The sequence below is a fragment of the Robertmurraya phoenicis genome, assembly GCF_047302285.1.
Taxonomy (GTDB): Bacteria; Bacillota; Bacilli; order Bacillales; family Cytobacillaceae; genus Robertmurraya.
Window position 1 is genome coordinate 2,275,715 of sequence record NZ_CP154845.1, and the last position, 24,979, is coordinate 2,300,693.

General features: G+C 37.2%; 20 protein-coding genes. 15 read left to right on the plus strand and 5 right to left on the minus strand.

The window, feature by feature from the left end; genetic code table 11:
• The first annotated feature begins 11 nt into the window (after window positions 1-11).
• Entirely contained in the window at window positions 12-212 is a 201-nt protein-coding gene (locus tag AA0X71_RS11275; RefSeq protein ID WP_413362149.1) for a hypothetical protein, read from the plus strand.
• A 62-nt stretch (window positions 213-274) separates the two neighbouring features.
• On the opposite strand, the gene AA0X71_RS11280 is transcribed toward AA0X71_RS11275, so the two are convergent.
• Complete coding sequence (locus AA0X71_RS11280; protein ID WP_413362151.1) at window positions 275-775, minus strand: MerR family transcriptional regulator; 501 nt, start codon at window positions 773-775, stop codon at window positions 275-277.
• Window positions 776-1,012: 237 nt separating this feature from the next.
• Here AA0X71_RS11280 and AA0X71_RS11285 point away from each other — a divergent pair, with 237 nt between their 5' ends.
• Both AA0X71_RS11285 and AA0X71_RS11290 read left to right on the plus strand, forming a co-directional pair.
• Window positions 1,013-4,000, plus strand: a complete 2,988-nt coding sequence (locus AA0X71_RS11285) for a PD-(D/E)XK nuclease family protein (protein ID WP_413362153.1) — start codon at window positions 1,013-1,015, stop codon at window positions 3,998-4,000.
• Window positions 3,993-7,175 (plus strand): UvrD-helicase domain-containing protein, encoded by a 3,183-nt coding sequence (locus AA0X71_RS11290; protein ID WP_413362155.1) that lies wholly within the window; start codon window positions 3,993-3,995, stop codon window positions 7,173-7,175. Before AA0X71_RS11285 ends, AA0X71_RS11290 begins: the two co-directional genes overlap by 8 nt.
• Window positions 7,176-7,209: 34 nt before the next feature.
• Here the strand turns inward: AA0X71_RS11290 and AA0X71_RS11295 are convergent, their stop codons facing one another.
• Together AA0X71_RS11295 and AA0X71_RS11300 are read right to left on the minus strand one after the other, a co-directional pair.
• Window positions 7,210-8,577 carry a methyl-accepting chemotaxis protein gene (locus AA0X71_RS11295; protein ID WP_413362157.1) on the minus strand — a complete coding sequence of 456 codons (1,368 nt, stop codon included), beginning with the start codon at window positions 8,575-8,577 and terminating at the stop codon, window positions 7,210-7,212.
• A 115-nt stretch (window positions 8,578-8,692) separates the two neighbouring features.
• The gene (locus AA0X71_RS11300; protein ID WP_413362159.1) at window positions 8,693-9,232 is read right to left on the minus strand and encodes a ribonuclease H-like YkuK family protein; all 540 of its coding nucleotides are present in this window, start codon (window positions 9,230-9,232) and stop codon (window positions 8,693-8,695) included.
• 287 nt (window positions 9,233-9,519) lie between these two features.
• On the opposite strand from AA0X71_RS11300, the gene AA0X71_RS11305 reads away from it, so the two are divergent.
• From AA0X71_RS11305 to AA0X71_RS11325, 5 genes are all read left to right on the plus strand, one after another.
• Window positions 9,520-12,075 carry a DEAD/DEAH box helicase gene (locus AA0X71_RS11305; RefSeq protein ID WP_413362161.1) on the plus strand — a complete coding sequence of 852 codons (2,556 nt, stop codon included), beginning with the start codon at window positions 9,520-9,522 and terminating at the stop codon, window positions 12,073-12,075.
• 162 nt (window positions 12,076-12,237) lie between these two features.
• Window positions 12,238-13,050: a YitT family protein gene (locus AA0X71_RS11310; protein WP_413362563.1), complete on the plus strand. Its 813-nt coding sequence runs from the start codon at window positions 12,238-12,240 to the stop codon at window positions 13,048-13,050.
• 99 nt (window positions 13,051-13,149) lie between these two features.
• Window positions 13,150-14,577, plus strand: coding sequence for a D-alanyl-D-alanine carboxypeptidase/D-alanyl-D-alanine-endopeptidase (gene dacB / locus AA0X71_RS11315; RefSeq protein ID WP_413362163.1), 1,428 nt, complete (start codon window positions 13,150-13,152; stop codon window positions 14,575-14,577).
• Between the two features lie 282 nt (window positions 14,578-14,859).
• Entirely contained in the window at window positions 14,860-15,648 is a 789-nt protein-coding gene (locus AA0X71_RS11320; RefSeq protein WP_413362165.1) for a hydroxypyruvate isomerase family protein, read from the plus strand.
• Complete coding sequence (locus AA0X71_RS11325; protein ID WP_413362167.1) at window positions 15,645-16,535, plus strand: NAD(P)-dependent oxidoreductase; 891 nt, start codon at window positions 15,645-15,647, stop codon at window positions 16,533-16,535. The genes AA0X71_RS11320 and AA0X71_RS11325 overlap by 4 nt, the downstream gene beginning before the upstream one ends.
• 492 nt (window positions 16,536-17,027) lie before the next feature.
• On the opposite strand, the gene AA0X71_RS11330 is transcribed toward AA0X71_RS11325, so the two are convergent.
• Window positions 17,028-18,143, minus strand: coding sequence for a CAP domain-containing protein (locus tag AA0X71_RS11330; protein ID WP_413362169.1), 1,116 nt, complete (start codon window positions 18,141-18,143; stop codon window positions 17,028-17,030).
• A gap of 404 nt (window positions 18,144-18,547) precedes the next feature.
• Here AA0X71_RS11330 and AA0X71_RS11335 point away from each other — a divergent pair, with 404 nt between their 5' ends.
• The 5 genes from AA0X71_RS11335 (at window position 18,548) to AA0X71_RS11355 (ending at window position 23,071) form a co-directional block, all read left to right on the plus strand.
• Window positions 18,548-19,312, plus strand: coding sequence for an exodeoxyribonuclease III (locus tag AA0X71_RS11335; RefSeq protein ID WP_413362171.1), 765 nt, complete (start codon window positions 18,548-18,550; stop codon window positions 19,310-19,312).
• 25 nt (window positions 19,313-19,337) lie between these two features.
• A complete protein-coding gene (locus tag AA0X71_RS11340) occupies window positions 19,338-20,066 on the plus strand; it encodes a DsbA family oxidoreductase (protein ID WP_413362173.1) in 729 nt (242 codons plus the stop codon).
• A gap of 136 nt (window positions 20,067-20,202) precedes the next feature.
• Window positions 20,203-21,687, plus strand: a complete 1,485-nt coding sequence (locus tag AA0X71_RS11345; RefSeq protein WP_413362175.1) for a DEAD/DEAH box helicase — start codon at window positions 20,203-20,205, stop codon at window positions 21,685-21,687.
• Window positions 21,687-22,127, plus strand: a complete 441-nt coding sequence (locus tag AA0X71_RS11350; protein ID WP_413362177.1) for a branched-chain amino acid aminotransferase — start codon at window positions 21,687-21,689, stop codon at window positions 22,125-22,127. Before AA0X71_RS11345 ends, AA0X71_RS11350 begins: the two co-directional genes overlap by 1 nt.
• A 29-nt stretch (window positions 22,128-22,156) precedes the next feature.
• Window positions 22,157-23,071: a CBASS cGAMP-activated phospholipase gene (locus tag AA0X71_RS11355; RefSeq protein ID WP_413362179.1), complete on the plus strand. Its 915-nt coding sequence runs from the start codon at window positions 22,157-22,159 to the stop codon at window positions 23,069-23,071.
• Between the two features lie 70 nt (window positions 23,072-23,141).
• Here AA0X71_RS11355 and AA0X71_RS11360 read toward each other — a convergent pair whose 3' ends face one another.
• The gene (locus AA0X71_RS11360; RefSeq protein ID WP_019155604.1) at window positions 23,142-23,309 is read right to left on the minus strand and encodes a hypothetical protein; all 168 of its coding nucleotides are present in this window, start codon (window positions 23,307-23,309) and stop codon (window positions 23,142-23,144) included.
• A 191-nt stretch (window positions 23,310-23,500) separates the two neighbouring features.
• On the opposite strand from AA0X71_RS11360, the gene AA0X71_RS11365 reads away from it, so the two are divergent.
• Both AA0X71_RS11365 and AA0X71_RS11370 read left to right on the plus strand, forming a co-directional pair.
• Window positions 23,501-24,154, plus strand: a complete 654-nt coding sequence (locus AA0X71_RS11365; RefSeq protein WP_413362181.1) for a TetR/AcrR family transcriptional regulator — start codon at window positions 23,501-23,503, stop codon at window positions 24,152-24,154.
• Window positions 24,155-24,159: 5 nt separating this feature from the next.
• Window positions 24,160-24,882, plus strand: coding sequence for a GTP pyrophosphokinase family protein (locus tag AA0X71_RS11370; RefSeq protein ID WP_413362183.1), 723 nt, complete (start codon window positions 24,160-24,162; stop codon window positions 24,880-24,882).
• Window positions 24,883-24,979 lie beyond the last annotated feature (97 nt).

Here is a 24,979-nt window from a genome sequence, read left to right on the forward strand (position 1 = left end):
GGAGGATTTAAATGGCTAATAATACAAGAAGTCAATTGAATGTCAGAGTCTCACATGAAACATTAAAGAAGTTAGATGAAATTGTTGAATTTTATCAGGAAAATACAAAACTAGGAAAAGTGTATAAAGGTGATGTGCTAGCTGATATTATTGATAAATCATATGAGGTAATGACAAAACAAAAATTAAATAAGAGACCTCATTTATCATAAGTAGAAAAGTGTTCGATTTTTATCTCTAGTGGATTTTATGAGGCCTAGAAACACAGACGGACCTAAAAGCCAAAAATGGTGTGAAATACAGTCTTCTTTTTTTGTTTTTTGCTTAACTCTCGATGGGGTTCTGTTTGAACGTTAACGTGGCTAGGTTGTTGGTGGAGTAAAGTGTGAAGTTCATCGATTTGTTTGGTTAGTTTTTCAATCTCTCCTTTCAATTCTTCAATTTCACTTCGATGCTGTAGTAATTGATAGGTGACGACAGAGTCTGCTTTGTTTTCTATGCTTCTTTCTAGCTTATTCACTTTGTCTGAAAGGCTGTAATGCTCTTTCTGAAGTTTTACGGAACCTCTACGAGTCTGTTTCTTTACTTGGATTTGTTGAATAGGAACCCCGTTTTGAATCTGTTCTTTAAATTCGTTCAATGTCTCTAAATCAGCTTCGGTATATTGATAATGCCCAAATTCATTCCGCTCCATTTCCAGTCCTAAATGCTTCACCCATCTTTGCACAGTACTGGATGAAACCCCTAATAATTTTGAAACAGCACCTGTATTCAACTTGTTTTCACCTCCTTTTGATTATCAATTCTCTCTTTTACTGAATTTTCCTTTGCAGCTGACAAAACAAGTATGTATTCGCCAAAGAAAGTGGTTATACTACTTTTTTAGCAGTGGAAAATAGCAAAAATTCGCCTTGATTTTCATTAAATTGCTTACAAATATTGAAACAAAAGAGGGAATTGAACATTGAAAAACGAACTATTTATTTGAAGCATTTTTAAGTAGGAGGTAGTTATGAAATCAGTCGTAAAATCCCTATACCAAGGTTGTGCGAATTATCCTCTTAACGAGAAGATTATGGTGGTTGATACATATCAAGTGGGGGAACAAATTTTAGAAGTTTATATTTCTGAAGGTTTTCCAGCAATAAACTTAAAAATTAGAACCGTGTATGATTTAGCACAAGAAATCGTTGAAATGAATACCCTTACTGATTGGAACATGATTGAGCCGGTTGTGGCAGAGCAAATTTTGTACACTTTATTAAAAGAGTTAAAAGATGAGAATAGACTAAATTATTTTTCTAAAATCGAGATTACACCTTCCTTCACTAAGTCGATCTACTCGACAATAATGACGCTTCGATTTTCTGGTTATTCCAATGAAAATTTCCCCTTTGATTCCTTTATTAGCAAAGATAAGGCTACAGATCTACATGCGATTCTTGCTAAGTATGAATCCTATCTAGTTGGAACGGATCGGAAGGACAAAGTAAACATTTTTCAAATGGCCTTAAATTATGTGAAACAAAGGGATGATATCGTCTTTTTTCTTCAATCAAACTTGTCTTTAACACTTCTAGAAGAGGAATTCCTTCGTCGTATTCTTTCAGAAAACACGTCTAAGCTTTCGGTGGATCTTGTTCGTGGACTCAATCTGCCTGAAAAATCAAACCTACAATCAACTAGTTGGGGGGAAAGCACTTCTCTTAGTTACTTATACGATCTAGAGAATGCAAAGGGTGTTCCCAACCTTAATTGCTTTACAGCGAAGACAGAAGAATTAGAATTGAAAGAAGTATTGAGAAGAATCAAAGCGTCAAGTGCAAATTTAGATGAAACCGTCATCTATTACACCAATAGAGATGCCTATGTTACGCTTCTTTCTCATTTATCCCAAACGCAACAAATTCCGATCACCTTTGGAGAAGGATTGCCTATACATATTAGTCGACCTGGACGATTAATGAGTGGACTCGTAACGTGGATTAGAACAAACTATAGCGTTCAATCTCTAGTTGAAATCTTGCAAGAAGGTCTACTGGACTTTGAAGAGAATGCCCCTAAAAAAACAAAAATCATTCGCTATTTAAGAGATTTAAATATTGGTTGGGGGAAAGAACGATACATGTTGATACTTGAGGATGAAATAAACCGACTCAAGTATCAGAGAATATCTGAAGAAGAACAGAATGAATATTTGAAAGTTAGACTTAATGAGCTAACGTGGTTATTGAAGTGGATTCAAACGATATTTAAACATTTGCCTGATTTTGGCGAGCGGATGAATTATGAAAATTGTCTTCGTGGCCTAGCTTTTATGCTTAAATCTTACTGTACAATCAAAGGGCAATTACATGATGACGCTGGAAAAACAGCCTTGTTAGAAGTTTTTGAACAAGTTGTACCATTTACGAATGATAACCTCTCCATATATGAAGTATTTGAGCGAGTTAATGATTTACTTCAATCCGTACGTATTCAACAATCAAAACCAAAGCCCAACCATCTTCATGCTTCTTTATACCGAAATGGGGTTTATGGGAATCGAGAAAATATCTATATTGTTGGACTAAATAATCGCCATTTTCCAGGTGGAGCAAAAGAGGATCCCCTTTTATTGGATGAAGAACGTCTTCGTATCGGGAGGAATATTCCGATCTTAAGGAATTCTGGACAAGAGAATCTTTATGTAATGCTTCAGCTTTTGGCTCATGCAAAAGGTGAAGTAACGGTCAGCTATTGTCATTTTGATGTGAATGATAATCGCTCGGTAAGTCCTGCTCATCTTTTCCTCCAATGCTATCGATATTCAACGGGGAACATAGAGGCTGACTTTAAGGAGTTGAAGACATTTAGTGCTTCTTTAATAAGCGAAGATATCATGGAAAAAAAGGATTACTGGTTTCAAAAGCTTGTGCTTGACGATCCGAAAGATGTTGATCTATCACTTTTGGAACATTATGAGAATTTATTGAATGGCCTTGAAGCTGAAAAGTCACGTCTTGAGCCTCAGTTCACAGAATATGACGGATTGATTCAAATTGATGAGGATGTGTATGATCCGAGACTTAATAAAAAGAATCAAGTATCTGCGGCTAAGCTTGAATTGCTTGCGAAGTGTTCTTATGCCTACTATCTCCACGATGTACTAGGAATCCGTCCGGTTGAGGAATTTGCCTTTCATCCGTATAAATGGTTAGATCCAGCAACGCGTGGGAGCCTTCTTCATAGTATTTTTGAAGGGTTTTATAAGGCAATTCCAGGTGAAACTCCATCGGTTCAAAAGCACGAGCAGTTATTACAAGAATTAGCCAATATACTCATTCAAAGGCAAAGAGAGATCATTCCACCGCCAAATGAACGAATTTTTAATAAAGAGGTAAAGGATATACTAGACTGCTGCAACATCTTTTTAAAAGAAGAAGAAGCCCACTGTCAGTTTTATAACCCTTTACATTTTGAATACAGTTTTGGTTTAGATGGACAAGAACCTGCAGTATTGACCCTGCCTTCAGGGGCTACCATTCATGTTGCTGGAAAAATTGACAGAGTGGATCAATCAGCGGACGGGTATTATCACATTATCGATTACAAAACAGGAAGTACATATGACTACAAAAACAACCAAATATTTAAAGGTGGACGGCAGCTGCAGCATATGCTTTATGCCTTAGCAATTGAACAACATCTAGACCTTGAAGAAGGAAAAGTACAAGAGAGTGCTTATTATTTTCCTACAGTAAAAGGAATGGCAGCACGAGTTGTTCGCAAACAGGATCAGGTAGTGCGGGAAAATGGGCTCGATATATTGGAACGATTAATAGATTTATTAAGGACTGGAACTTTTGCGATGACGAATGATGTAAATGACTGTAAGTTTTGTGATTTCCAATCTGTTTGTCGACGTCAGTTCTATGATTCAGATGTACTCGAAATGAAACAAACTGATAACAGCAAGGAATCTTTGAAACGTTATTTGGGGGTGAAAGCCTATGAGTAAAATAATTGTCGATCAATCTTCCCGTGATAAAATCAAGAATCAATTTCATACTAATTTTCTTGTTGAAGCTGGTGCAGGCTCTGGAAAAACAACAAGTTTAGTGGAGCGGATGGTCAATCTTATTTATACCGGTACAAGTAAAATTGAACAAATGGTCGCAATTACTTTCACAAGAAAGGCTGCTGATGAATTGAAGGTTCGTTTTCAGTCTGAATTAGAAAAGAGCTGGAGACAGGAAGAGAATGAAGACAAGAGAGTTCTTTTGTCAGAAGCCTTACAAAATATCGAGCGTTGTTTTTTAGGGACTGTTCATTCTTTTTGCGCCCAACTTCTTCGTGAAAGACCGATAGAGGCCAACATCGATCTTTCATTTAAAGAATTAGAAGAGACTGAAGACCTAGAACTTCTAGATGAAGCGTGGAGAGTGTATTTAGCTGAAATTGAAGAGAATAACCCTGAACAAATGGATGCTATTGATAAATTAGGGATTGCGGTGGATGAACTTTTTCAATGTTTAAGAGATATGAAGGACTACCCTGATGTCAATTGGATAACGGCATCGGATCTCGCAAAACCGGACTTGAAAACACCATTTGAAACGTTTATGAGGCTTGTTAAGGAGGCGAAAAAAGCGATCCCTGAAAGAGAACCTGAAAAAGGATATGATTCGCTACAGAAAGCCCTTTTACAGGCAGTTCAAAAAGAGCGGTTTATCGATGTAGAGAAGGAAAAGGACCTGTTAGCAGTTCTTGCCCTATTTGATAAGAAGCTGAAGGCAACGCAAAACCGGTGGGATTCTAAAGAAGATGCTAAGTTTTATGAGGAGAAAATATCCGCTACCTTCGATGACCTGATAAAGCCGCAAATCCAAGCATGGAAGGAATATAGCCACCCCATTATTACAAGTTTTTTACAAGGGGCTATAAATGAATATACAAAGATTAAGAATGAAAGATCTCTTCTTAATTTTCAGGATCTACTAATTAGAGCAACTGCGTTACTTCAAGCGAATAGTGATGTTCGAAGTTATTTTCAAGAAAAATATCGTTTTTTGCTTGTAGATGAGTTTCAAGACACGGATCCCGTTCAAGCTGAGTTAATGTTTTATTTAACAGGCGAGGATATCCATGAGAAGGTATGGAGTAAATGCAAGCCGAGGGCTGGAACACTATTTGTGGTAGGAGATCCGAAACAAGCAATATATCGCTTTAGACGGGCAGATATTGATACTTATAATCGTGTCAAAGAGTTAATCGTCGCTCACGGTGGAGAAGTATTGCAGTTAACGATGAATTTCCGAACCCTTGATTGTATTACCAATCAGTTAAATCTAGTGTTTCAAACCTACCTACCAGAACAGGAAACGCCTTTTCAAGCTGCATTTCGTCCTTTGAATTCTTATCATCAAGATGATGGAAAAAGGTGGACTGGAATTAAGAAGTTGGTCGTTGCTTCAGAATACTCGAAGAAAGATGAAATCATTGCTGCAGATGCTCATAATATAGCCTATTGCATTCAAGAGCAACTCAAACAAGGCTATAAAGCGAAGGATTTTATGGTATTGACAAGATATAATGACGGGATTGAGAAATATGCTGAAGCAATTGAAGCGTTACATATTCCAGTCAGTATTAGTGGCGAAGTGATCATTGGCGAAACAAAGGAGTTTCAAGAATTAAGAACATTATTAAAGGCTTTTGTCGATCCATCTGATTCATTAAATTTAGTAGCAGTACTAAGAGGGGTATTTTTTGGTTTTAGTGACAATGACTTGTACCAGTGGAAAAAGGGAAAAGGACAATTTTCAATGTACAGCCATATCCCAGAGGGGTTACCACTTCCTATAAAAAGTAAATTTGATAAGACGTTTCGTAAGCTCCGTATGTATCAAAACTGGGTTAGAAGTTTTTCCCCAACGGTGGCAATCGAAAAAATGATCGAGGATGTCGGATTCTATCCGCTATTAATAAAAAATAATCGCAGTAAGCGGACATATAAAAGCTTAATCCAAATAATTTCTTCTTTACGCAAGTACGAATCAGCTGGTCAAACAACCTTTAAAGAAATTTTTGAGCAATTAAGTCGTTTTGTGCTTGAAAAAACCGTTGTTTTAAATATAGAAGAAGAAGCAGATGCTGTCCGTGTCATGAATGTTCATAAAGCAAAAGGACTTGAAGCACCAGTTGTGTTCCTTGCCCATCCTGCAAAAGCTGTAAAGCCAGAAGCATTTGTAAAGAAACATATTAAAAGAGAAGGTTATTATTCTGAAGGATATATCACTTTTTCCATTCGAAAAGGTTTTCAAGACCATGAAGTTGCTTTACCGATAGGATGGAAAGAACTGAAGGAAAAAGAGATTCTCTATTTAACAGAGGAAGAAGTACGTATTATTTATGTAGCTGCAACAAGAGCGGAGCAAACCCTTATTCTTAGTTCTAGTGCAAAGAATAATAGTAAAAATCCTTGGAATATGTTGTTGGGGTTGGATACTATCGAAGAAATTGAAACAGGCGAGATGGAAGAATTGAAGAATAATGCTACAGAAGTCGTTAATCTCGATGAGTATTTGGAGAAAACGAGCTCAATTTCAGCATGGTTGGAAGAAGGGAAGAAGAAAACGTATGATTATTGGAGTCCAACAAAGGAAAAGGATTATGCGACTGTTTCTACAATTGAAAGAGTAGAAGGTGGAGGTTTAGAATGGGGAACCATCGTGCACGAAGTGTTAGAAAAGAGTGTGAAGGGCTACGATGTGACACGTTTTATTCAATCCATTCTCCATAAATATCAATTGCCATTAAATAAAGAGGATGAACTGATTGAGATTGTTCGTAAATTCCAAAACTCTAGCATTTGGCAAGATTTAATGACAGCTGATGAAGTTCATGCTGAAATCCCATTCGCTGGATTGGTATTGAAAGATGAGCCGTTGTATCAATGGTTTGAAAATGCTGAAGCAGAAAAGATGATCATGAAAGGCGTGATCGACTTAGTATATAAAACAAAAGCTGGCTGGGTGATTGTCGATTATAAAACAGACAGACCAACACATTACGAAGATTTTCAAAAGCTAAGTGATTTCTATAGCAGCCAAATACAATTCTATCAAACGGTCTGGGAAAAGTTTACGAACGAAAAAATCGTCGAATCTAAACTGTATTTTGTTTATCAATAAAGAGGAGGAGCTTTAACTGCTCCTCTCATGTTGCTTAACTTATAGCAATATCAGCACCAAGCACACCTACTAAACTTTCATCCTTATAAATGGGGAAAGAAAGGGTGATACAAGACTTCTTTGTTAGTGCAGAAATATAAACCTCAGAAACATATGGTTGACCTGATAGTGCTTGAGTAAACCACGGACGTGCCTTTGCGTTGACGAGACCAGCTGGCGGATTTGAATAGACAAAGGTTCCGTCTAGGTTATTGCTCCAAAGCGCTTCTAGATCTTGAAATTTATGAAGCGTTTCATCAAAGATTGATTGATGGCTATCTGCATTCATTGATTGAATTTCATCGCTTTTTAGGATCTGGTCTAGATTATTTCTCGTTTTTTCGATGACGGAAATATCGACAATTTTTGTTGAGTTTTCATTATGATGGACAAGGCTTTCCAGTTCAGTGGATGTACTCATTAACGAATCACTAATCGTTAACATTTGTTTGACGTTTTCATGTTGGGCATCCATATCATGATTGACTCGCAAAACACCATCCTTTGTTTCGACCGAAAGTTCGGTAATGCGTTCAAGCAATTGAACAATCTCTTGAATATTCTCAGACTGTTCGCCAACTGCTGTAGTTGAGTCTGATACCATCTTTGTTATTTGTGTTAAATTTCCTTTGAAAGATTCCATATAGTTTAAGATATTTCGTAACTCTAATGTACCTACCTTGACTTCTTCGGTCTCGTTTTCAACCATTTGTGTTGAAATCTTAATTTCTTCCTGTATTAGATTTAAGTTTTCTCTCGTTTCTTCTACAGCTAGTGAAGTTTGATTCGCTAGTTCGCCAACTTCGTTTGCCACGACAGAAAAACCTCTTCCATGTTCTCCGGCTCTTGCAGCTTCAATGGTAGCATTCAATGCTAGTATTTTTGTCTTTTGTGAAATCGACCCGATTGTATGTACAATTTCGTGGATTTTCTCAGAAAATTTCACAAGGTGATTCATTTGTTGTAGTAGCGTGTTATGACTTTGACTTAATTCCTCGAATTTTTTTTGTAAAGCATGAAATGAGTTCCAAGAAATATTTAAATCGTCCTGTGAGGCGCTTGCTTTAGAAAATATCTCTTCGGAGGAAGCAGATATATTTAATGCTGAAGACTCAATGGTTTGCATTTTCTCTGCTACTTGCATCGTATAACTAACTGTTTTTTCACTGTGAGCTAGTAATTGACTAGTACTATCTTTACTCGAATCAGAAGTTTGCTCTAGTTCCTTTGTGGCGATTTTTACTTGTTCGACTACTCCATTTAATTGGTCAACAGCTACTTGGATTTGCCCATCAATATGGAGATCTAGCTCGTTAACTTGCTCCATTTCATTCTCTTTTACATTCTTTTTAAAAAAGAGCATTAAGACCCCTCCTTCATGTTACTTTTCCTAACATAAGTATAATACAAAAAGTTACATAAAGGATGAGAATCTTTCTAATATTTCGTTACTATTTGATAAACTTCGACTTTTATCCCTATTTCGTATAACGATTGGCATAACTTGATGCGACAAAAGAGTTTGGCTTGATTTTCGGTTCTAGCCCAAGTGATTCTATTCTTGCCACCATTTCTTCTACGTAAATGCGTGTTTTATTACGCTTGCCCGCACCGATATCAATGTGACCTTCCATTGAGAACGTAGCCCCTTGGTAGATAAAGGGGAGAATAATATCGATCATGTTATTCTTCCTGTCTTCAGTAAACAAGGCTACTACTTCCTCTGTTAAAGATGTTTCCTTTGAGATTCTTTCATGTAAATGTTCCATTCTTCTGCGAATATATACTCTTCGGATACATGCCCACGCACCTTTCCCCTCATTTTGAATGACGATTCCTGTAATAAAAAGGGTATAATCATGATGTACCTGTGAATCAGTGCCAATCATTAAACGGTAATTACCACGAGGATTCAATTTCATAAACTTTAAAATTCGTTCGAAGACTTGTTCAAAGGACATTTCTTTTTCTTGAAGGTTTTGAAACAGTAAGTGATTCAAAAGTATCTGTCCTTTCATAAAGGATGTTTTCGTACGGTTGTGATTTTTCGAATGGTCCTAATGCCGACCATTCCGATTTATACGTAGCACAATACCACGGATGGAATAAGAAAGCCCTTTTCTCTGTTGTTTTTTGCTTGTCAGTATAAATAAGGGTTATCTAATTGATTTTATGATTAATCGCTACAATGTTTGAGAAAAGATCCTACATAAATAACTTGTTTCTATAAACTTATGCAAGAAAGCGTTAAATTTGTTTGTGTATTGTGGAAAGATATTGTTAAGTTCATTAAAGGAGAGAGTAAATGTCACATTTAGAAGCGTTACATCCAGCGGCCATTGAACATACAAAGAGCAAGGTTTGGGAGGATGTATATCGCTACCTTGGAAGTAAGGAGCGGGTACCTTCCATTGAACAATTTCTTGTTGAGCGAAAGAATTATTTGGCTCAAATTTGGCTCAATGTATGGTTAAATAAAGCATCTAATCAGATCCCAAGAAGGGAGAAAATGGAGTGGCTAGAAAATTTAGGATACGAAGTCGAGGGAGTTGATCGGAAGTTCATCAATCACTCTTTTCGCCAAGAGATCCGCGAATATCAACCTTTTGACGTATGGTCGTGGGTTCAAGAAAGATTTGATGATGTAGAGGAATGGAATGAAATTTATAAAAAAGCACGGGAACAATTCTTGGCTGAAGAAGAGAAAAAGTTAAGTCAGGAAGAACAAATGAAACTGTGGCAGAAAATAGACGCAATTGTTGATGAAAGTTTAACTGACAATTATCAACTTTTTTATTTACATACCCGTTATTACATTGCTACTAACCTTGTAAAAATCATTAGAACGCAATCGAAGTATGAAAAACTTGAACTGTTCTCACTTGAAATTCCCCTTCGCAATATAGGTCATTTTCATGCAGGAGATTACTCCACATTAAATACTTTTCTAGAGGAATTAACCGGTGATCTCAAAAAAACGAGATACAAAGGGAGATATCTCTATCAATATGAGACGTATCATACTATTTTTGAACAATTTGTTCGTGAAAGTGTGTATGACAAAGTGCCTGCCTTCATCTTTGGAGAGATCGATGAGAAGTTTCTAAATGGAGCTAAAAGAAAGAGTGCAAAGTCGATAAAATTGGCGGAAATTGAAGAATTATTAAGTGAAGAATTACCTGAAATCACACTCGATTTTTTTAACTTAATAAAAGAAGAATATGTAGATGATCTACTAACTTTGGCTGCTGTGCCATTTGATCCTGACAGGCATGAGCAAATCCTCATGGATGATTTGGCGCAGAGAGATAAAAGGAAGGAAGAAGAGTTAGCTGCATTAAGAAGAAAAGAAGAAGAAGAGGAGCGTAGGATTGATGAAATTTTTGGACAAGAATATCTGCCACAACTAGGGAGTAATATTCGCTATGTGCTTCATATAGGTGACACGAATACTGGAAAAACGCATCATGCTTTAGAGCAGATGAAAAACGGCGCAAGCGGACTTTATTTAGCTCCTTTACGACTTTTAGCCTTAGAAGTATATGACAAATTAAATGCTGATGGAGTACCTTGTACATTAAAAACAGGTGAAGAAGAAAAACTAACAGTAGATGCAAAGCACTTTTCTTGTACGGTTGAAATGTTTCATGAGAGTGAATATTTTGATGTAGTCGTTATTGATGAAGCACAAATGATTGCTGATAAGGATCGAGGTTTTTCTTGGTATAAAGCGATCACGAAAGCAAATGCACGAGAGGTTCATATTGTTGGAAGCAAAAGCTTAAAAGAAATAGTTTGCGAGCTTCTAGGCAATGCAAATATAGAAATAAGAGAGTATAGTCGAGACATCCCATTACAGGTGGAGAAGCGCCTTTTCAGTCTTGAACATACGAAAAAAGGTGATGCATTAGTCTGTTTTTCACGAAAGCGAGTGCTTGAAACGGCATCAAGACTACAAAATTCTGGCTTTACCGTTAGTGTCATTTACGGAAGCATGCCGCCAGAAACAAGAAAAAAAGAAATGCAACGCTTTATTGATGGTGAAACGAAAGTAATTGTCTCAACAGATGCAATCGGAATGGGATTAAATTTACCGATTCGGCGTATCGTCTTTTTAGAATCGGAAAAGTTTGATGGTACGAAAAGAAGAAGGCTTACTTCTCAGGAGGTGAAGCAAATCGCAGGGAGAGCTGGGCGAAAAGGGTTATATGACGTAGGAAAGGTTGCGTTTAGCTCTGATATTAAAGTGATGAAGAATTTACTCAAAATGGAAGATCAGCCCGTAGCATCATTTGCAATTGCACCGACGGCATCTGTGTTTGAACGATTTCAAAAATATTATCGTGAGCTTGAAATATTTTTTGAACTCTGGGGAAAATTCGAAAGCCCACAAGGTACAGAAAAAGCAAGTCTTTCACAGGAAAGAGAGCTTTATCATGTCATTCGTGGAACTGAAGTGGAAGCCCGACTCTCCATGATGGATATGTATGGATTTTTACATTTGCCATTTTCAACAAAGGATCAAGGTTTAATTCACCAGTGGCGAGACACAATGTTTGCGATTATAGAAGGGGCAGAATTACCAGAACCAGTCATTAAAAAACGTAATTTAGAAGAACAGGAATTGTCGTATAAAGCAATCGGACTACATTTATTGTTTTTGTATCGTCTTGATAAAAGACTTGAAGCACATTATTGGGAAAAAGTACGGGAAGAGTTAAGTGATGCCGTTCATGAATCGATAAAAACTGAAGTAAAGAAAATGAAGAAGAAATGTAGAAGTTGTGGGAAGACTTTACCATGGGAGCATTCTTTTCCAATATGCGATTTTTGCCACGAGAGACGCTATGACCGTTGGTAGAGGAAAAAATCTAGGGTAATTGCTTGAACAATTTACCTCTTTGTAAGAAAATAGGATTATTCGATTAATTTTGATGGAAGAATATAACTACATAAGAGGTGTTATTGTTTGGCAAAAGCGCATAAGAAAACAGGTTTAAAACGTCTTATTTTCCGCTATATTATGATCGTCATTGGAGCGGCATTTGCAGCAATCTCAATTGAGCTGTTTTTAGTACCAAATAAAATCATTGATGGCGGAGTCATTGGTGTTTCGTTGTTAACCAACTATTTAACAGGGATTAATTTTGGAATACTTATTCTCGTTATTAACCTCCCATTTTTATATGCGGGGTATAAGTATATTGGAAAGAGCTTCTTTATTTCGTCTCTCGTCGGAATTATATCTCTTTCTATTTTCGAACAGTTACTCCATCATGTCGAGGCATTCACAACAGTCCCACTGCTCGCCACCGTATTTGGAGGTTTGCTCCTTGGTGCTGGGGTGGGAATTGTCGTTCGAGCTGGAGGAGCCCTTGATGGCACCGAAATATTAGGTATACTTCTTACGAAGAAACTCCCTTTTTCAGTTGGTGAGTTTGTCATGTTTGTCAATGTCTTTATTTTCGGTTGGGCAGGCTTTGTCCTTGGCTGGGAACAGGCAATGTATTCAATCCTAACCTATTATATTGCTTCAAAGGCGATTGATGGGGTTTCACAAGGGATTCTTAATGAAACGAAAGCGGCAATCATTGTATCTGACGAATACGAAGAATTGTCAGAAACAATCGGTCAAAGGCTTGGTCGTGGTGTTACTAGACTGTATGGGAAAGGTGGCTATCATGATAAAGAAAAAGAGGTCATTTATGTTGTCGTAACCCGTTTGGAAGTTGCAAAGTTAAAGAGTATGATTTTTGACATCGACCCGAATGCATTCATAACAATCATGGATACGCATGAAGCTCATGGCGGCAAATTTAAATCAGCTATACATTAATACTAGGAAAACCTGTATCAAATTGGATACAGGTTTTTATTATTTTTTCATCTCTGGGTAAATTACTAAGGAACAATTCGATTATGGGATGTGAAGCCATTGAAAATCAAAATAGCCTTATTCATTTTCCTATTTATTAGTCTCTTTCCGCATAGTCTGAATGCTGATACTTTGGAACAAGAACTTCAATCAATTATCAATAATGAACCTGCCTTAAAGGGGGCTATAGTTGGAATGAGTATTCGCTCAGGGAAAACAGGGGAAATGCTGTATCAATTTAATGGTGATACTCGTTTAAGACCAGCCTCAAATATGAAGTTGTTTACGGCTGCTGCTGCCCTTTCAGTATTAGGTGAACATCATATCTTTAAAACAGAGGTGCGTACCGATGGTGTTATGCAAGGGAATACACTAAAGGGAAATGTATATTTAGTTGGGAAAGGTGACCCAACACTTAAGGCAGAGGACTTTCAAGCGCTGGCCTCACAATTGAAGGAAAAAGGAATTAGAAAAATAGAAGGAAATCTTATTGGCGATGATACATGGTATGATGATGTGCGCTTGTCTCAAGATATGATTTGGACTGACGAGGACCATTATTATGGTGCTCAAATATCAGCATTAACGGCGACACCTAATGCAGATTTTGATACAGGGTCTGTCATAGTAGAAATTAAACCGGGCAAAAATATTGGCGATAAAGCACGGATTGAACTAAAGCCACAGAACGATTACGTCAAAATTATAAATCGCTTATCGACGGTTTCACCTGAAGGAAAAGCTTATTTTCACATGGAACGAGAGCATGGTAGTAATAATTTGATTTTAGAAGGGATGCTTCCGATCGCTACACCTAGAAAAAAAGAATATATAGCCGTTTGGGAGCCAACCGGATATGCTCTTGACCTGTTTAAGCAAGGGTTAAAAACACAAGGAATCACCTTTTATGGGAAAGTACAAAGAGGGCAATGCGATTCTGGGAAAATCATCGCTAGTCACTCATCTATCCCTTTATCAAAACTATTAGTACCATTTATGAAGCTGAGTAATAATGTTCATGCTGAAGTCCTTATAAAGGAGATAGGAAAACAAAGATTTGGAAAAGGAAGTTGGCAAGAGGGAATAAAAGTACTTAATGAAGAACTCAAGAAATTCGGGATTAATACGAAAACACTTATGATCCGTGATGGTTCTGGTATTTCTCAGATTGATCTTGTCACAACAAATGAGCTATCGAAACTTTTATATGTCATTCAAAACAAGCCATGGTTTTCAACTTACTACGAATCATTACCTGTTGCAGGGAAAAAATCAAAAATGATTGGTGGTACGTTGAGGAAGCGAATGGCTGAGTTACAGGTTCAGGCTAAAACTGGTACATTAACGACCGTTACTTCAATTTCAGGATACACGAAAACAGGAAGTGGTGAACCGCTTATTTTTTCGATCATCATGAACAATCTTTTAGACGAACATAAAGGAAAGCAAGTGGAGGATCAACTTATCAAAGTTATCGCAAATCAATAATGAATAGAAGTAGAGCTGTGAATTTGCAGCTCTATTTATTTTTCTCTTTTTGCTTTTTTTGTAGGTAATTTATAAAAACTGAGAAAACGGTTTTTACCCTTATATCACGGTTATGGCTATACATGCAGTGTGCGACGACACTTTTCGCTCCCTAAATCAGGCAGTTTGTTTCTTATGGCTTTCCAAAAGCAATCATGTTTTTCAAAAAAGAACCTTTTAGAAAAAGGGATTCACTGACAAATGTAGAAATTAGAAAGAACAGAGTCGTAAGGAGGAACAAGAATGCGTTTTTCTGTTAATTTATCAACCATTTTCACTGAAGTTCCCTTTTTGGACCGTTTTAAGAAAGCAAAGGAAGCAAGGTTTCAATATGTCGAATGTCAATTTCCTTATGATTATGCAATAGAGGAAATTGAGGCAAAGTTAAGGGAAAACAAACTTTCGATGACATTAATTAATTGTCCAGCTGGGAACTGGGAAGCCGGCGACAGGGGCTTGGCGGTGGATAAAAAAAGAGAGGCTGAGTTTAAGACGGCAGTTGAACAGTCAATAGCATATGCAAAAAGGTTAAAGGTAGAACGTATACATTGTATGGCTGGAATTGTCCCTGAAGCTTGCCTTTATGAGGAAGCAAAAAAGACATATATAAAGAATATGGCTTATGCTGCTAAAAAGATGGCAGAGCATGGCCTTGTTCTTTTGATCGAGCCAATCAATGCTATCGATATGCCAGGTTATTTTCTCTCGTCCTTACAGGATACCCTTAACATAATCGATGAAATGAATTTACCAAATGTTAAGCTACAATATGATTTTTACCATGTACAGAATATGCATGATGATTTGCTATCCAACTTTCAACAACATTTACATACAATTGGTCATGTGCAAATTGCAGATTGTCCGGGGAGACATGAACCGGGAACAGGTGAAATTCATTATGGGAACATTTTTCAACATATCCAATCAAGTGGCTATGCTGGATATGTAGGTTTAGAGTATTTTCCTAAAGCTAGAAGTGAGGATAGTTTTTCTTGGTTGGGATCATCGAGAGAAGGAGCAAGTCTATGAAAATTGGATTTATTGGCTTAGGAGTTATGGGTTCGCGCATTGCGATCAAGCTTTTGCAGGGTGGTTATGAAGTTACGGTGTATAATCGCACGGTAGAAAAGACAGTTCCTTTAGTGGCGATGGGAGCAGAAATGGCAGAGGATATTGCTAGCTTATCAAAAGACTGTGATATTATTTGTTGTTGTCTGTCAATGCCAAAAGATTGTGAGCGAGTATTTCTCGATCATGTGATCCCGAATGCTAATAAGGGAGCTATTTGTATCGATTTTTCGACCGTGGGCATGAAAACAAGTCAGATGATTTATCAGGTTGCTCGCGAAAAAGGAATATCGTATCTTGATGCGCCAGTGAGTGGCGGGCCAGAAGGAGTTGAACAAGGGGCATTAACGATTATGGTTGGTGGTGATGCTGAATCCTTCGAAAAAGTGTTGCCATTGTTTAAACAGTTCGGAAAAACGATTGAATATTTAGGGAAATCAGGATCTGGAAGTGCGGCCAAACTGATTAATCAATACCTTGTCGCCGTTCACACTACCGCTGCATCAGAAGCAATGGTTGCTGGAGTATCTTTCGGGTTGGATGCTGAGCAGTTATATCAATTGTTAAGAGTAAGCTATGGCAATAGTCGTATGCTTGAGCGCCATATGGAGCAATACGTCCTTGAACGACAATTTCAGCCTGGTGGTGCCGTAAAATATGTTCATAAGGATGTAAAATTGGCAAATGAACTATTTTCCCAAACGGGGATCAAACATAAATTAGGGGATCATGCTGAGGATGTATTTTTTCATGCGATTGCTAAAGGGCTAGGGAATGAAGATATGTCTGCTGTTATCAAGCCATTGGAGAAACAGTGTGAGGTGGAAGTGAAACGTCAATCATCATGAATTAAAGAGGCTTTGACATAACTAGCTTTAAATTCACCTTTCTCTATTTTTGTATTAACGCAAGACCTTCGATTTTCCTCATACAAAAAAATCGAGTGAAACGCAAATTAGCCTTCAAGAATCCAACCGGTTTCCGTTTTGTCTAAATTTCTACTACAAGACCCTATTTTGATCCAACCATCTCTCACCCTTAAGCGGAATTTTTCCTGTTATCTCCTCAACGGACTCCCTTTTAGGGAAAATAACGGAAGATTTTCCGCTTATGGAGGGAAAAATCGTTTATTTTGGTATTTTTTGAGGGAATAGCAGGAAATTTTCCTGTTATTTCGGCTTTTTTTCATGATGGTTGCTCCTTAAGCGGAATTTTTCCTGCTATTTTTTCATGCCGATACGCCAACTGTTTATACGAACCTTTATCCACAAGTCGAGGGGATTTATACACTCCAAACTAGAATCAAAAAGTCGTTATCATCGACTTTTTGACTCAACCTCTCATTTTGATTGTGAAAAATAGTTTTGCGTATAGTAGGGGTGAGACTCGGAGTTGAAAGCAACACCAACCCCTAAATGATCAAATTCTGCTTTTAAAATATTCTTACGATGTCCTTCCGAATTCATTAGTCCTTCATGGGCGAAAATGCTACTGAATTGCCCATAGGCCAGATTCTCACCAGCAACTGAAAAGGTAATTTGATCAGCGAGCATTCGGTCAAAGGGAGATTGTCCTTGGAGGTTTGTATGATCAAAATAAGCGTTCTCAGCCATATCGGCACTATGTTTTCTCGCTGTCTTGCGCACACGCTCATCCCATGTAAGTATTCCTAAACCATGTTGGACCCTCGTCGCATTGGTCAAATCAAACATTTGCCATTCGAATCCTTCTTTTAACGATTCACTACCTGATGCGTAAAAACTCTTTTTATCTCCCTCTATACCCTTATGAATGATTTGAAGCGAGGTCAAAGTGTTTCCTTCGTGAATATCATAAAAAATGGTTACATAACTATCATCTAACTGGAAGACGTCATAATCGGCATCGTCTTGAAGTTGATAGTAGACAAAACCTTTTTGAATCCGAGTTAATGGGGTACCAAGTTGTGCGAGGACATGTTCCCTAGGTGTATCCAAATGTATATTTTTGGAGGATGCAATTAAGTCCTGATTCGTGTAAAGACCAACCACTTGTTCGGTATTATTATACATCACTTGAACAAAATTTTGATAGTTTTGATGATAGGTAAACCAGTTATGTCCATATTCATTGCTAGAACTTCTTTGTGGTTCTCCAAGGATTGCTTCCACTTCTTCCTTTTGAGATCCAATTTGAACATTATGAATGGAGAAGGTCTGCTCAGATGGGACTGACAGTACTGGTTTTTCTACTTCCTGTTGTGGTTCGCCTTCAGGTGAGAGGTCTACTTGATCTTTAATACTTTCGAATAGTGACTGAAAGGTTGATATCATAGAAGCGGCTATATTCTGAAGTTCCCCACTTTCGAAAAAGGTTTTAAAATCCTCTTTAGCCTCAGTCTTTACACCTTCTTCCATATAAGAAGCTCCAATCACGATAAGAAAGACAACCAATATCATGAAAAGAAAACGTCTCATCATAGCCCCTCCCTTCTGAATGTTAATATTAGTCAGTTTAGTCAAATTTTCATCATTTAAAAAGTGAAGATGATATTTCTATTTATAATTCGTCAATCTTAATTACTCGATAAACGACTCCTTTCATAGTATAGTAGAATTATTCTAAATGAAAGGCTCTTTTCGCAATCAATGTTGCTTTGAGTTATAAGTTAATAAATAGATTGTAGGTTTATACTCTTATAAAGGTCAAATGGAAGCGAAAAGTGCTGTGCATAAATAATGTGTGAATGTGAAACCAGTCAGAGGTGTAAATGTCGGCCACTGGACATTTACAAAAAAAACAATCATTACGAAAACAACGTTATGGAAATAGAATGTTTCAATTTGAAATACATTAATAAAGTTAGCAAGGAGAACTAGAAATGAAATTGGTTTCATGGAATGTGAACGGAATCCGCGCCTGTGTGAAAAAAGGGTTTCTTGACTATTTTCACGAGGTAGATGCTGATATATTTTGTATACAAGAATCAAAGCTGCAAGAAGGTCAAATTGAATTGCAATTGGATGGATATGAGCAGTACTGGAATTATGCCGAGAGAAAAGGGTATTCAGGTACAGCTATTTTTACAAGAAAAAAGCCTCTTTCTGTTAGCTATGGGATCGGAGAACGAGATACGCAAGAAGAAGGACGAAGTATTATCCTAGAATTCGCCGATTTTTATTTGGTTAATATTTATACACCAAACTCGAAAAGAGATTTATCCCGCCTCGATTATCGGTTGCAGTGGGAGGAAGAGCTTCGTGACTACCTTCTCGACTTAAATTCAAAAAAACCGGTCATTTACTGCGGTGATTTAAATGTTGCTCATGAAGAAATTGATTTAAAAAATGCGAAATCGAATATCGGCAATTCTGGTTTCACCTTCGAGGAACGAGAGAAAATGACGAAACTCCTCGAGACTGGATTTGTTGATTCATTCCGCTATTTATATCCAGAGAAGACGGATGTCTATACTTGGTGGTCGTATATGAGTAAAGTTCGTGAAAGGAATATTGGTTGGAGAATTGACTATTTCATTGTTTCCAAACAATTAGAGCATCATATTGAAGAAGCAGAAATACACCATGAAATACTTGGAAGTGATCACTGTCCAATTGTATTAAAAATGGCTAATTTAAAGGCTTGAAACTAATTATTGAAGAGGTGTAGACATGAAAATTGAAGTATGGTCCGATTTTGTCTGTCCATTTTGTTATATTGGAAAACGACGTCTAGAAGAGGCGATTAATCAATTTCCTCAAAAAGAGCAAATTGAAATAGAATTTAAAAGTTTTGAGCTTGATCCAAATGCTCCGAAAAATTCAGGGATGTCTATTCATGAAGCGCTGGCAAGCAAGTATGGCATGTCAATTGAAGAAGCGAAGCAAGCAAATGTTGGGGTTGGACAGCAAGCTGCAACAGTTGGGTTGACCTTTAATTTTGAGCAAATGAAGCCCACTAATACATTTGATGCACACCGTTTGGCCAAATATGCTAAAACGATTGGGAAAGAGAAAGAAATAACGGAAAAACTTCTATACGGATACTTTACAGAATCTAAAAATTTAAGTGATTATGAAGCATTAGCAGATATCGCGGAGTCAGTTGGGATTTCAAGAGAAGCAGCGTTAGAAGTTCTACATGAGGATACGGCATACAGCAATGATGTTCGGATTGAAGAGGAAGTGGCAAGGCAATATCGAATAACAGGTGTTCCATATTTTGTCATTAATCAGAAATATGCGATATCTGGTGCTCAACCATTAGAAACATTCCAAGGTGCTTTGCAAAAGGTGTGGGAGGAAGAATCGAACACGCCAATGTTCCAGGAATTATCTTCTGACAGTATAGACACGACCTGTACAGATGATGGGTGCAGTATTCCATCCAAAAATGAATAGAAATGTGATGTCAAAAAGATTGGTTTCAAGCCAATCTTTTTTGTTGGTTTAAGAATTCCTTACTATCCTTGCAATCTTCAGGAAAAAACGGCAAAATAAGCAAGAAACAGGAAATAAGAAAGCAGGTCTTTACTTTATGAAAAGTTTTTCATCTTTAGGAGTTTCAAAACAATTGGTCGATAAAATGAGCGAATACGGGGTTGTAACACCAACTCCGATTCAAGAACAAGCCATTCCTTCGATCATGGATCAAAGAGATGTCATTGCACAGGCACAAACGGGAACTGGGAAAACCTTTGCTTTCCTTTTGCCTATTTTGGATAAAATTCAACCGAATTCTCCGCATATTCAGGCGCTAATTGTTGCGCCGACGAGAGAGCTTGCGCTACAAATAACCGAAGAAGCAAACAAATTGGTTGCGAACCTGGACGGCATTGAAGTTCTCTCTGTATATGGTGGACAAGATGTAGAAAGACAACTAAAGAAGCTTCAACACCATGTTCAGATTATTGTTGCAACGCCAGGAAGATTACTTGACCATATTCGTAGAAAAACGATATCACTGGAAGAAGTTTCTTTTCTCGTTCTAGATGAAGCTGATCAGATGCTTCATATCGGTTTTCTTGATGAAGTCGAGGAGATTATCAAAGAAACCCCAAAATCAAGACAAACGCTGTTATTTTCTGCGACGATTCCAGAGGAAATTCGTAAGCTTTCTGAGAAGCATATGCGAAATCCGCAATTCATCCAAGTGGAGAAGGTTCAAGGTCCTGCTACAACTGTGAAACAAGTCGCTATACATACGGTTGATCGAGCTAAACAAGGGACATTAATCAAATTGATTGAAATGCATCGCCCCTTTTTAGCAGTAGTTTTTTGCCGCACGAAAAGAAGAGTTAGTAAATTAACAGGAATACTTAAAGCACATGGAATTTCTTGCGATGAATTACATGGAGATTTATCCCAACCTAAACGAGAACAAGTGATGAAACGATTCCGCGATGCAGAAATACAAGTATTAGTTGCCACAGATGTTGCGGCAAGAGGCCTGGATGTTGAAGGTGTTACACATGTGTTTAACTACGATATCCCTCAGGATAGTGAAAGCTATGTCCATCGTATTGGAAGAACAGGGAGAGCTGGAATGAAGGGAATGGCGGTCACTCTGTATTCATCAGCGGATCGTCCGACATTAGATCTAATTGAGACTGAATTAAATATCCGTATTCCAAAGCAAAATATCGGCAATAGTCAAGAAAAGAAGGAAGACAGAAAAGAATCTTCAAAACAGACGAGAACTAGAAAAACAAAGGAATCCACAAAACAATCGCAACCTAGAAATACGAAGCAATCTTCAAAACAAATGAAATCTAGAAAAACAAAGGAATCGCAGGAGGAAACGAAGGGCAAAAAACAAAACCCTTCTCTTTCTAGCACGAAAAATAATCCACGTTCGAGTCAAAATGATCAAAAAAAGACATCATCTGCCCCAGAAAAACGAAGTGGCACTAGTAAAAAGGGGAGAGGACAAGATCAATCGAATAAACAACGCCCTTATGCAAAAAAGAAAAATTCTAGTATGGGGAGTAAACGAAAGTCATATAGAGGAGGGTCTAAATAATGACAGAACTATATATTGAGCGCTCTGATAAAGAAACAGAAGAATTTTTAGCAGAAGAAGATTCTGCATTTTTACAAACAAAAATTAGCTATTTAAAAGAACATCAGAATGAGTTTGTCTACTTTGAAGCAAGTGAGTTAAATGAACTGGGTGTTGATTCCTTGTCCATTGAGATCGACGATGTTTTTAAGAGCTATGATGTCATGCTCGGATTAAAGATTCAAAAAAAGAAAGAGTCAGTTATTAGAGCTTATTTAGATGAAGAGTTAAATGGAAATGATATTAAATATGACTTAATGTTTGATCAAGGCGATGGTCTATGGAATATGAATTTTACTTTAAACTATGTTGCTGATTTTTCGGAAGATATGACATTTGAAGACGCATTGCGCCTAATTATTCAATTTCTAGAGCAGTTAGTGAAAGCAGTAAAAGGGTAAATCCATTTCAAACTTAAAAGGTGATCATAATGAAGGTTCTGTGCATTGATGGCGGAGGAATTCGTGGCGTGTTTGCTGTTGCCATTCTAGACGAAATTGAAAAAGAACTTGGAAAGCCTGTTGGGGAAGCATTTGACATGATTGCAGGAACAAGCACTGGTGCGATTATCGCTGCGTCAGTTGCACTAAATAATAAAATGAGTGAAGTTCTTGATAATTATAAAAGGTATGCTGAAAAAATATTTTTAAGACAAGCAAAGGTTGGACTCTTCAAGACGGTGTATAGTGATCGCTATTTAAGGCGTTTTTTTCAAAAAGCCTTTGGAGACTATCGTCTGAAAGACATAGAGAAACCTTTACTCATTCCAGCGGTTGATCTAACTCACGGCAATCCATACGTACACCGTACGAATTTCGGCCATGCACGAACCGAAAACGATCTTTCTTTAAAGCTTTGGGACGCAGTATTATCATCGTGCTCAGCTCCTGTTTATTTTCCTCCGAACAACGTGGCGAATAAATTTCTTTCCATTGATGGTGGTTTATGGGCCAACAATCCTTCATTAGTTTGCATAACAGAACTGATGCATCATTTTAATGAAAAGATCGAAAATATGACGATTGTGTCGATCGGAACAGGGAAACAACAAATTGACTTTACAATCAAAGATCATAAAGATTGGGGGGCAAAGGAATGGCTGCCTTTTCACCTTCCATCTTTTAAGGTAACACCGAAACTACTTGATTTAGCTTTACATTTATCTTCTGAATCTATTTCGTATCAGTGTGAACAATTACTGAAAGATAAGTATGTAAGAATTAATGAAGATTTGGGAAAAGAGGTCCCTTTCGATGAAGTTAGAGCTATGGATGACCTCGTTAAGCTCGCAGCTACATGTCTGACCAGAGAGAAGAAAAAAATTCTACAAGTGATTGGGCAGTAAATGTGAACAAGCCTACGAAAATTCGTAGGCTTGTAGGTATTTAAATGATATCAATCATAACAATAAAGGCTTACATATTGTTTTCTAATTTATTTCCTTTCAAATCGGCAATCGGAATGGTGATGACTTTTCCGCCGATTTGTACATGTATCGTATCATTGAAAATGGCTTTAACTAATCCTTTTAAGGAAACTTGGGAGTCAACTGCTATCTTCTTGTTATCAGGGGTTTTTGTCATTTTTTTACCCTCCAAAAGTTAAGTAATGTCATACAGAGCAATTCTGAATCCAGCTGTCACAGTTGGATTTTTTTTATTATAAATCAGGTACTAGTAAAATATCAATCAAAAACAACTGTTATAAACAGTGTTTTTTATAAAAGATGAACTTTAGTTCATGTTTGTGGTATAATGAACCGGAGGTGGCTAAGATGACTGAAAAAGATGAAGGGCAACTTGTAGGTCCTTTTCCAATCATTCCAAAGCAGGCACGGGCTCAAGCGAAAAGAGATGCATTACTTAGAAGTGGAAGCATCTTATTTGTGGAAAAAGGTTATGATCAAACAACAGCGAAAGAAATTGCTTTACATGCTGGGGTAGCTACAGGGACCTTTTATCGCTATTTTTCTGATAAGAGGCAGATTCTTATGTCCTTGTTAGAAGAAAATTTTGATCTGCTTATGCCTCCAAAACCAGACTGGATTAATCTAGACCCAGAGTTTTTTCTTTCTTCCCTTATGAAGGAACATTTTGACAGGCTAAGTAGTCTTGGATTGCATCGTGTTCTCCCTGAACTAGTTAGTCGGGATCACGAGCTTGCTGAAATGATCAGAAAAGCGAAAAGAAAAATACATGAGCAAATATATAGTGGATTGAAGAAGGCGAAGGAACATGGTTTAACATGGGATGACTTGAGTCTAGACACGATATCTTGGACAATCATGGCATTGCTTGAAAAAATCCCAGAAATGCAAATGGAAAGTGGCAAGGAACCTGATTTTTCGGCAATTGCAAAGATCATCTGCCGCTTAGTATTTCCGCCTGAAAAACTTTTGCAGTTAAAAAATAATTCAAGAGACGAGTGACTGGAATGGATATGACCAATTTGAAAAATGTAAAAGTCGAATTGACAAGATTTATGATGGCATATAAATTTGCCCTTGATGAAATGACAACGAAAATTAATATATTGAAAGAAGAGTTTCATTATATTCATGACTATAATCCGATTGAGCATGTCTCATCTCGTGTAAAAACACCTGAAAGTATCTTCAAAAAAATGCTTCGGAAGGGACATCCTTTTACCCTTTCTTCCATAAAGGAAAATCTAAAGGATATCGCGGGGATTCGTATTACCTGTTCTTTTATTTCAGATATTTATGAGATTAGTAATATGCTTCAACAGCAAAAGGATGTAAAGTTAATATCTTGTAAGGACTATATTTCAAATCCAAAACCTAATGGCTATCAAAGTCTGCATTTAATCCTTGAGATTCCAATATTTATGTCTGATCGAGAAGAAATTGTTCCAGTAGAAATTCAAATTAGAACAATTGCGATGGACTTCTGGGCTAGCCTGGAGCATAAAATATTTTATAAATACAATAAAGAGGTGCCCAAAGACTTAATTATGGAGCTAAAAGATGCAGCAATTGTTGCATCAGAGTTGGATCGAAAAATGGAGAGAATCCATAAAGAAATGGCGATTATTAAGGAATCAAATCGGAAAAAAGAGAACGAGCAATTTTTATTAAATATGGATGAAAATACGCTAAAGTTCTCACAACAATTAATTGAGACGTTAACGAAATAGATCGTAAGAAGACACCAGGGCGTTGGTGTCTTTTTTTGCCGATTTTGTAATTAAGCCATATTCTTTCTTACAAAATTACGTCTATTTATGAAATCTT

Coding starts and splice junctions, on each gene's coding strand:
- AA0X71_RS11300 (WP_413362159.1), bottom strand. CDS start 9,232: ATGAAAGGACAGATACTTTTGAATCACTTACTGTTTCAAAACCTTCAA.
- AA0X71_RS11285 (WP_413362153.1), top strand. CDS start 1,013: ATGAAATCAGTCGTAAAATCCCTATACCAAGGTTGTGCGAATTATCCT.
- AA0X71_RS11345 (WP_413362175.1), top strand. CDS start 20,203: ATGAAAAGTTTTTCATCTTTAGGAGTTTCAAAACAATTGGTCGATAAA.
- AA0X71_RS11320 (WP_413362165.1), top strand. CDS start 14,860: ATGCGTTTTTCTGTTAATTTATCAACCATTTTCACTGAAGTTCCCTTT.
- AA0X71_RS11305 (WP_413362161.1), top strand. CDS start 9,520: ATGTCACATTTAGAAGCGTTACATCCAGCGGCCATTGAACATACAAAG.
- AA0X71_RS11325 (WP_413362167.1), top strand. CDS start 15,645: ATGAAAATTGGATTTATTGGCTTAGGAGTTATGGGTTCGCGCATTGCG.
- AA0X71_RS11310 (WP_413362563.1), top strand. CDS start 12,238: ATGATCGTCATTGGAGCGGCATTTGCAGCAATCTCAATTGAGCTGTTT.
- AA0X71_RS11335 (WP_413362171.1), top strand. CDS start 18,548: ATGAAATTGGTTTCATGGAATGTGAACGGAATCCGCGCCTGTGTGAAA.
- AA0X71_RS11295 (WP_413362157.1), bottom strand. CDS start 8,577: ATGCTCTTTTTTAAAAAGAATGTAAAAGAGAATGAAATGGAGCAAGTT.
- AA0X71_RS11360 (WP_019155604.1), bottom strand. CDS start 23,309: ATGACAAAAACCCCTGATAACAAGAAGATAGCAGTTGACTCCCAAGTT.
- AA0X71_RS11330 (WP_413362169.1), bottom strand. CDS start 18,143: ATGAGACGTTTTCTTTTCATGATATTGGTTGTCTTTCTTATCGTGATT.
- AA0X71_RS11340 (WP_413362173.1), top strand. CDS start 19,338: ATGAAAATTGAAGTATGGTCCGATTTTGTCTGTCCATTTTGTTATATT.
- AA0X71_RS11350 (WP_413362177.1), top strand. CDS start 21,687: ATGACAGAACTATATATTGAGCGCTCTGATAAAGAAACAGAAGAATTT.
- AA0X71_RS11355 (WP_413362179.1), top strand. CDS start 22,157: ATGAAGGTTCTGTGCATTGATGGCGGAGGAATTCGTGGCGTGTTTGCT.
- AA0X71_RS11365 (WP_413362181.1), top strand. CDS start 23,501: ATGACTGAAAAAGATGAAGGGCAACTTGTAGGTCCTTTTCCAATCATT.
- AA0X71_RS11275 (WP_413362149.1), top strand. CDS start 12: ATGGCTAATAATACAAGAAGTCAATTGAATGTCAGAGTCTCACATGAA.
- AA0X71_RS11370 (WP_413362183.1), top strand. CDS start 24,160: ATGGATATGACCAATTTGAAAAATGTAAAAGTCGAATTGACAAGATTT.
- AA0X71_RS11290 (WP_413362155.1), top strand. CDS start 3,993: ATGAGTAAAATAATTGTCGATCAATCTTCCCGTGATAAAATCAAGAAT.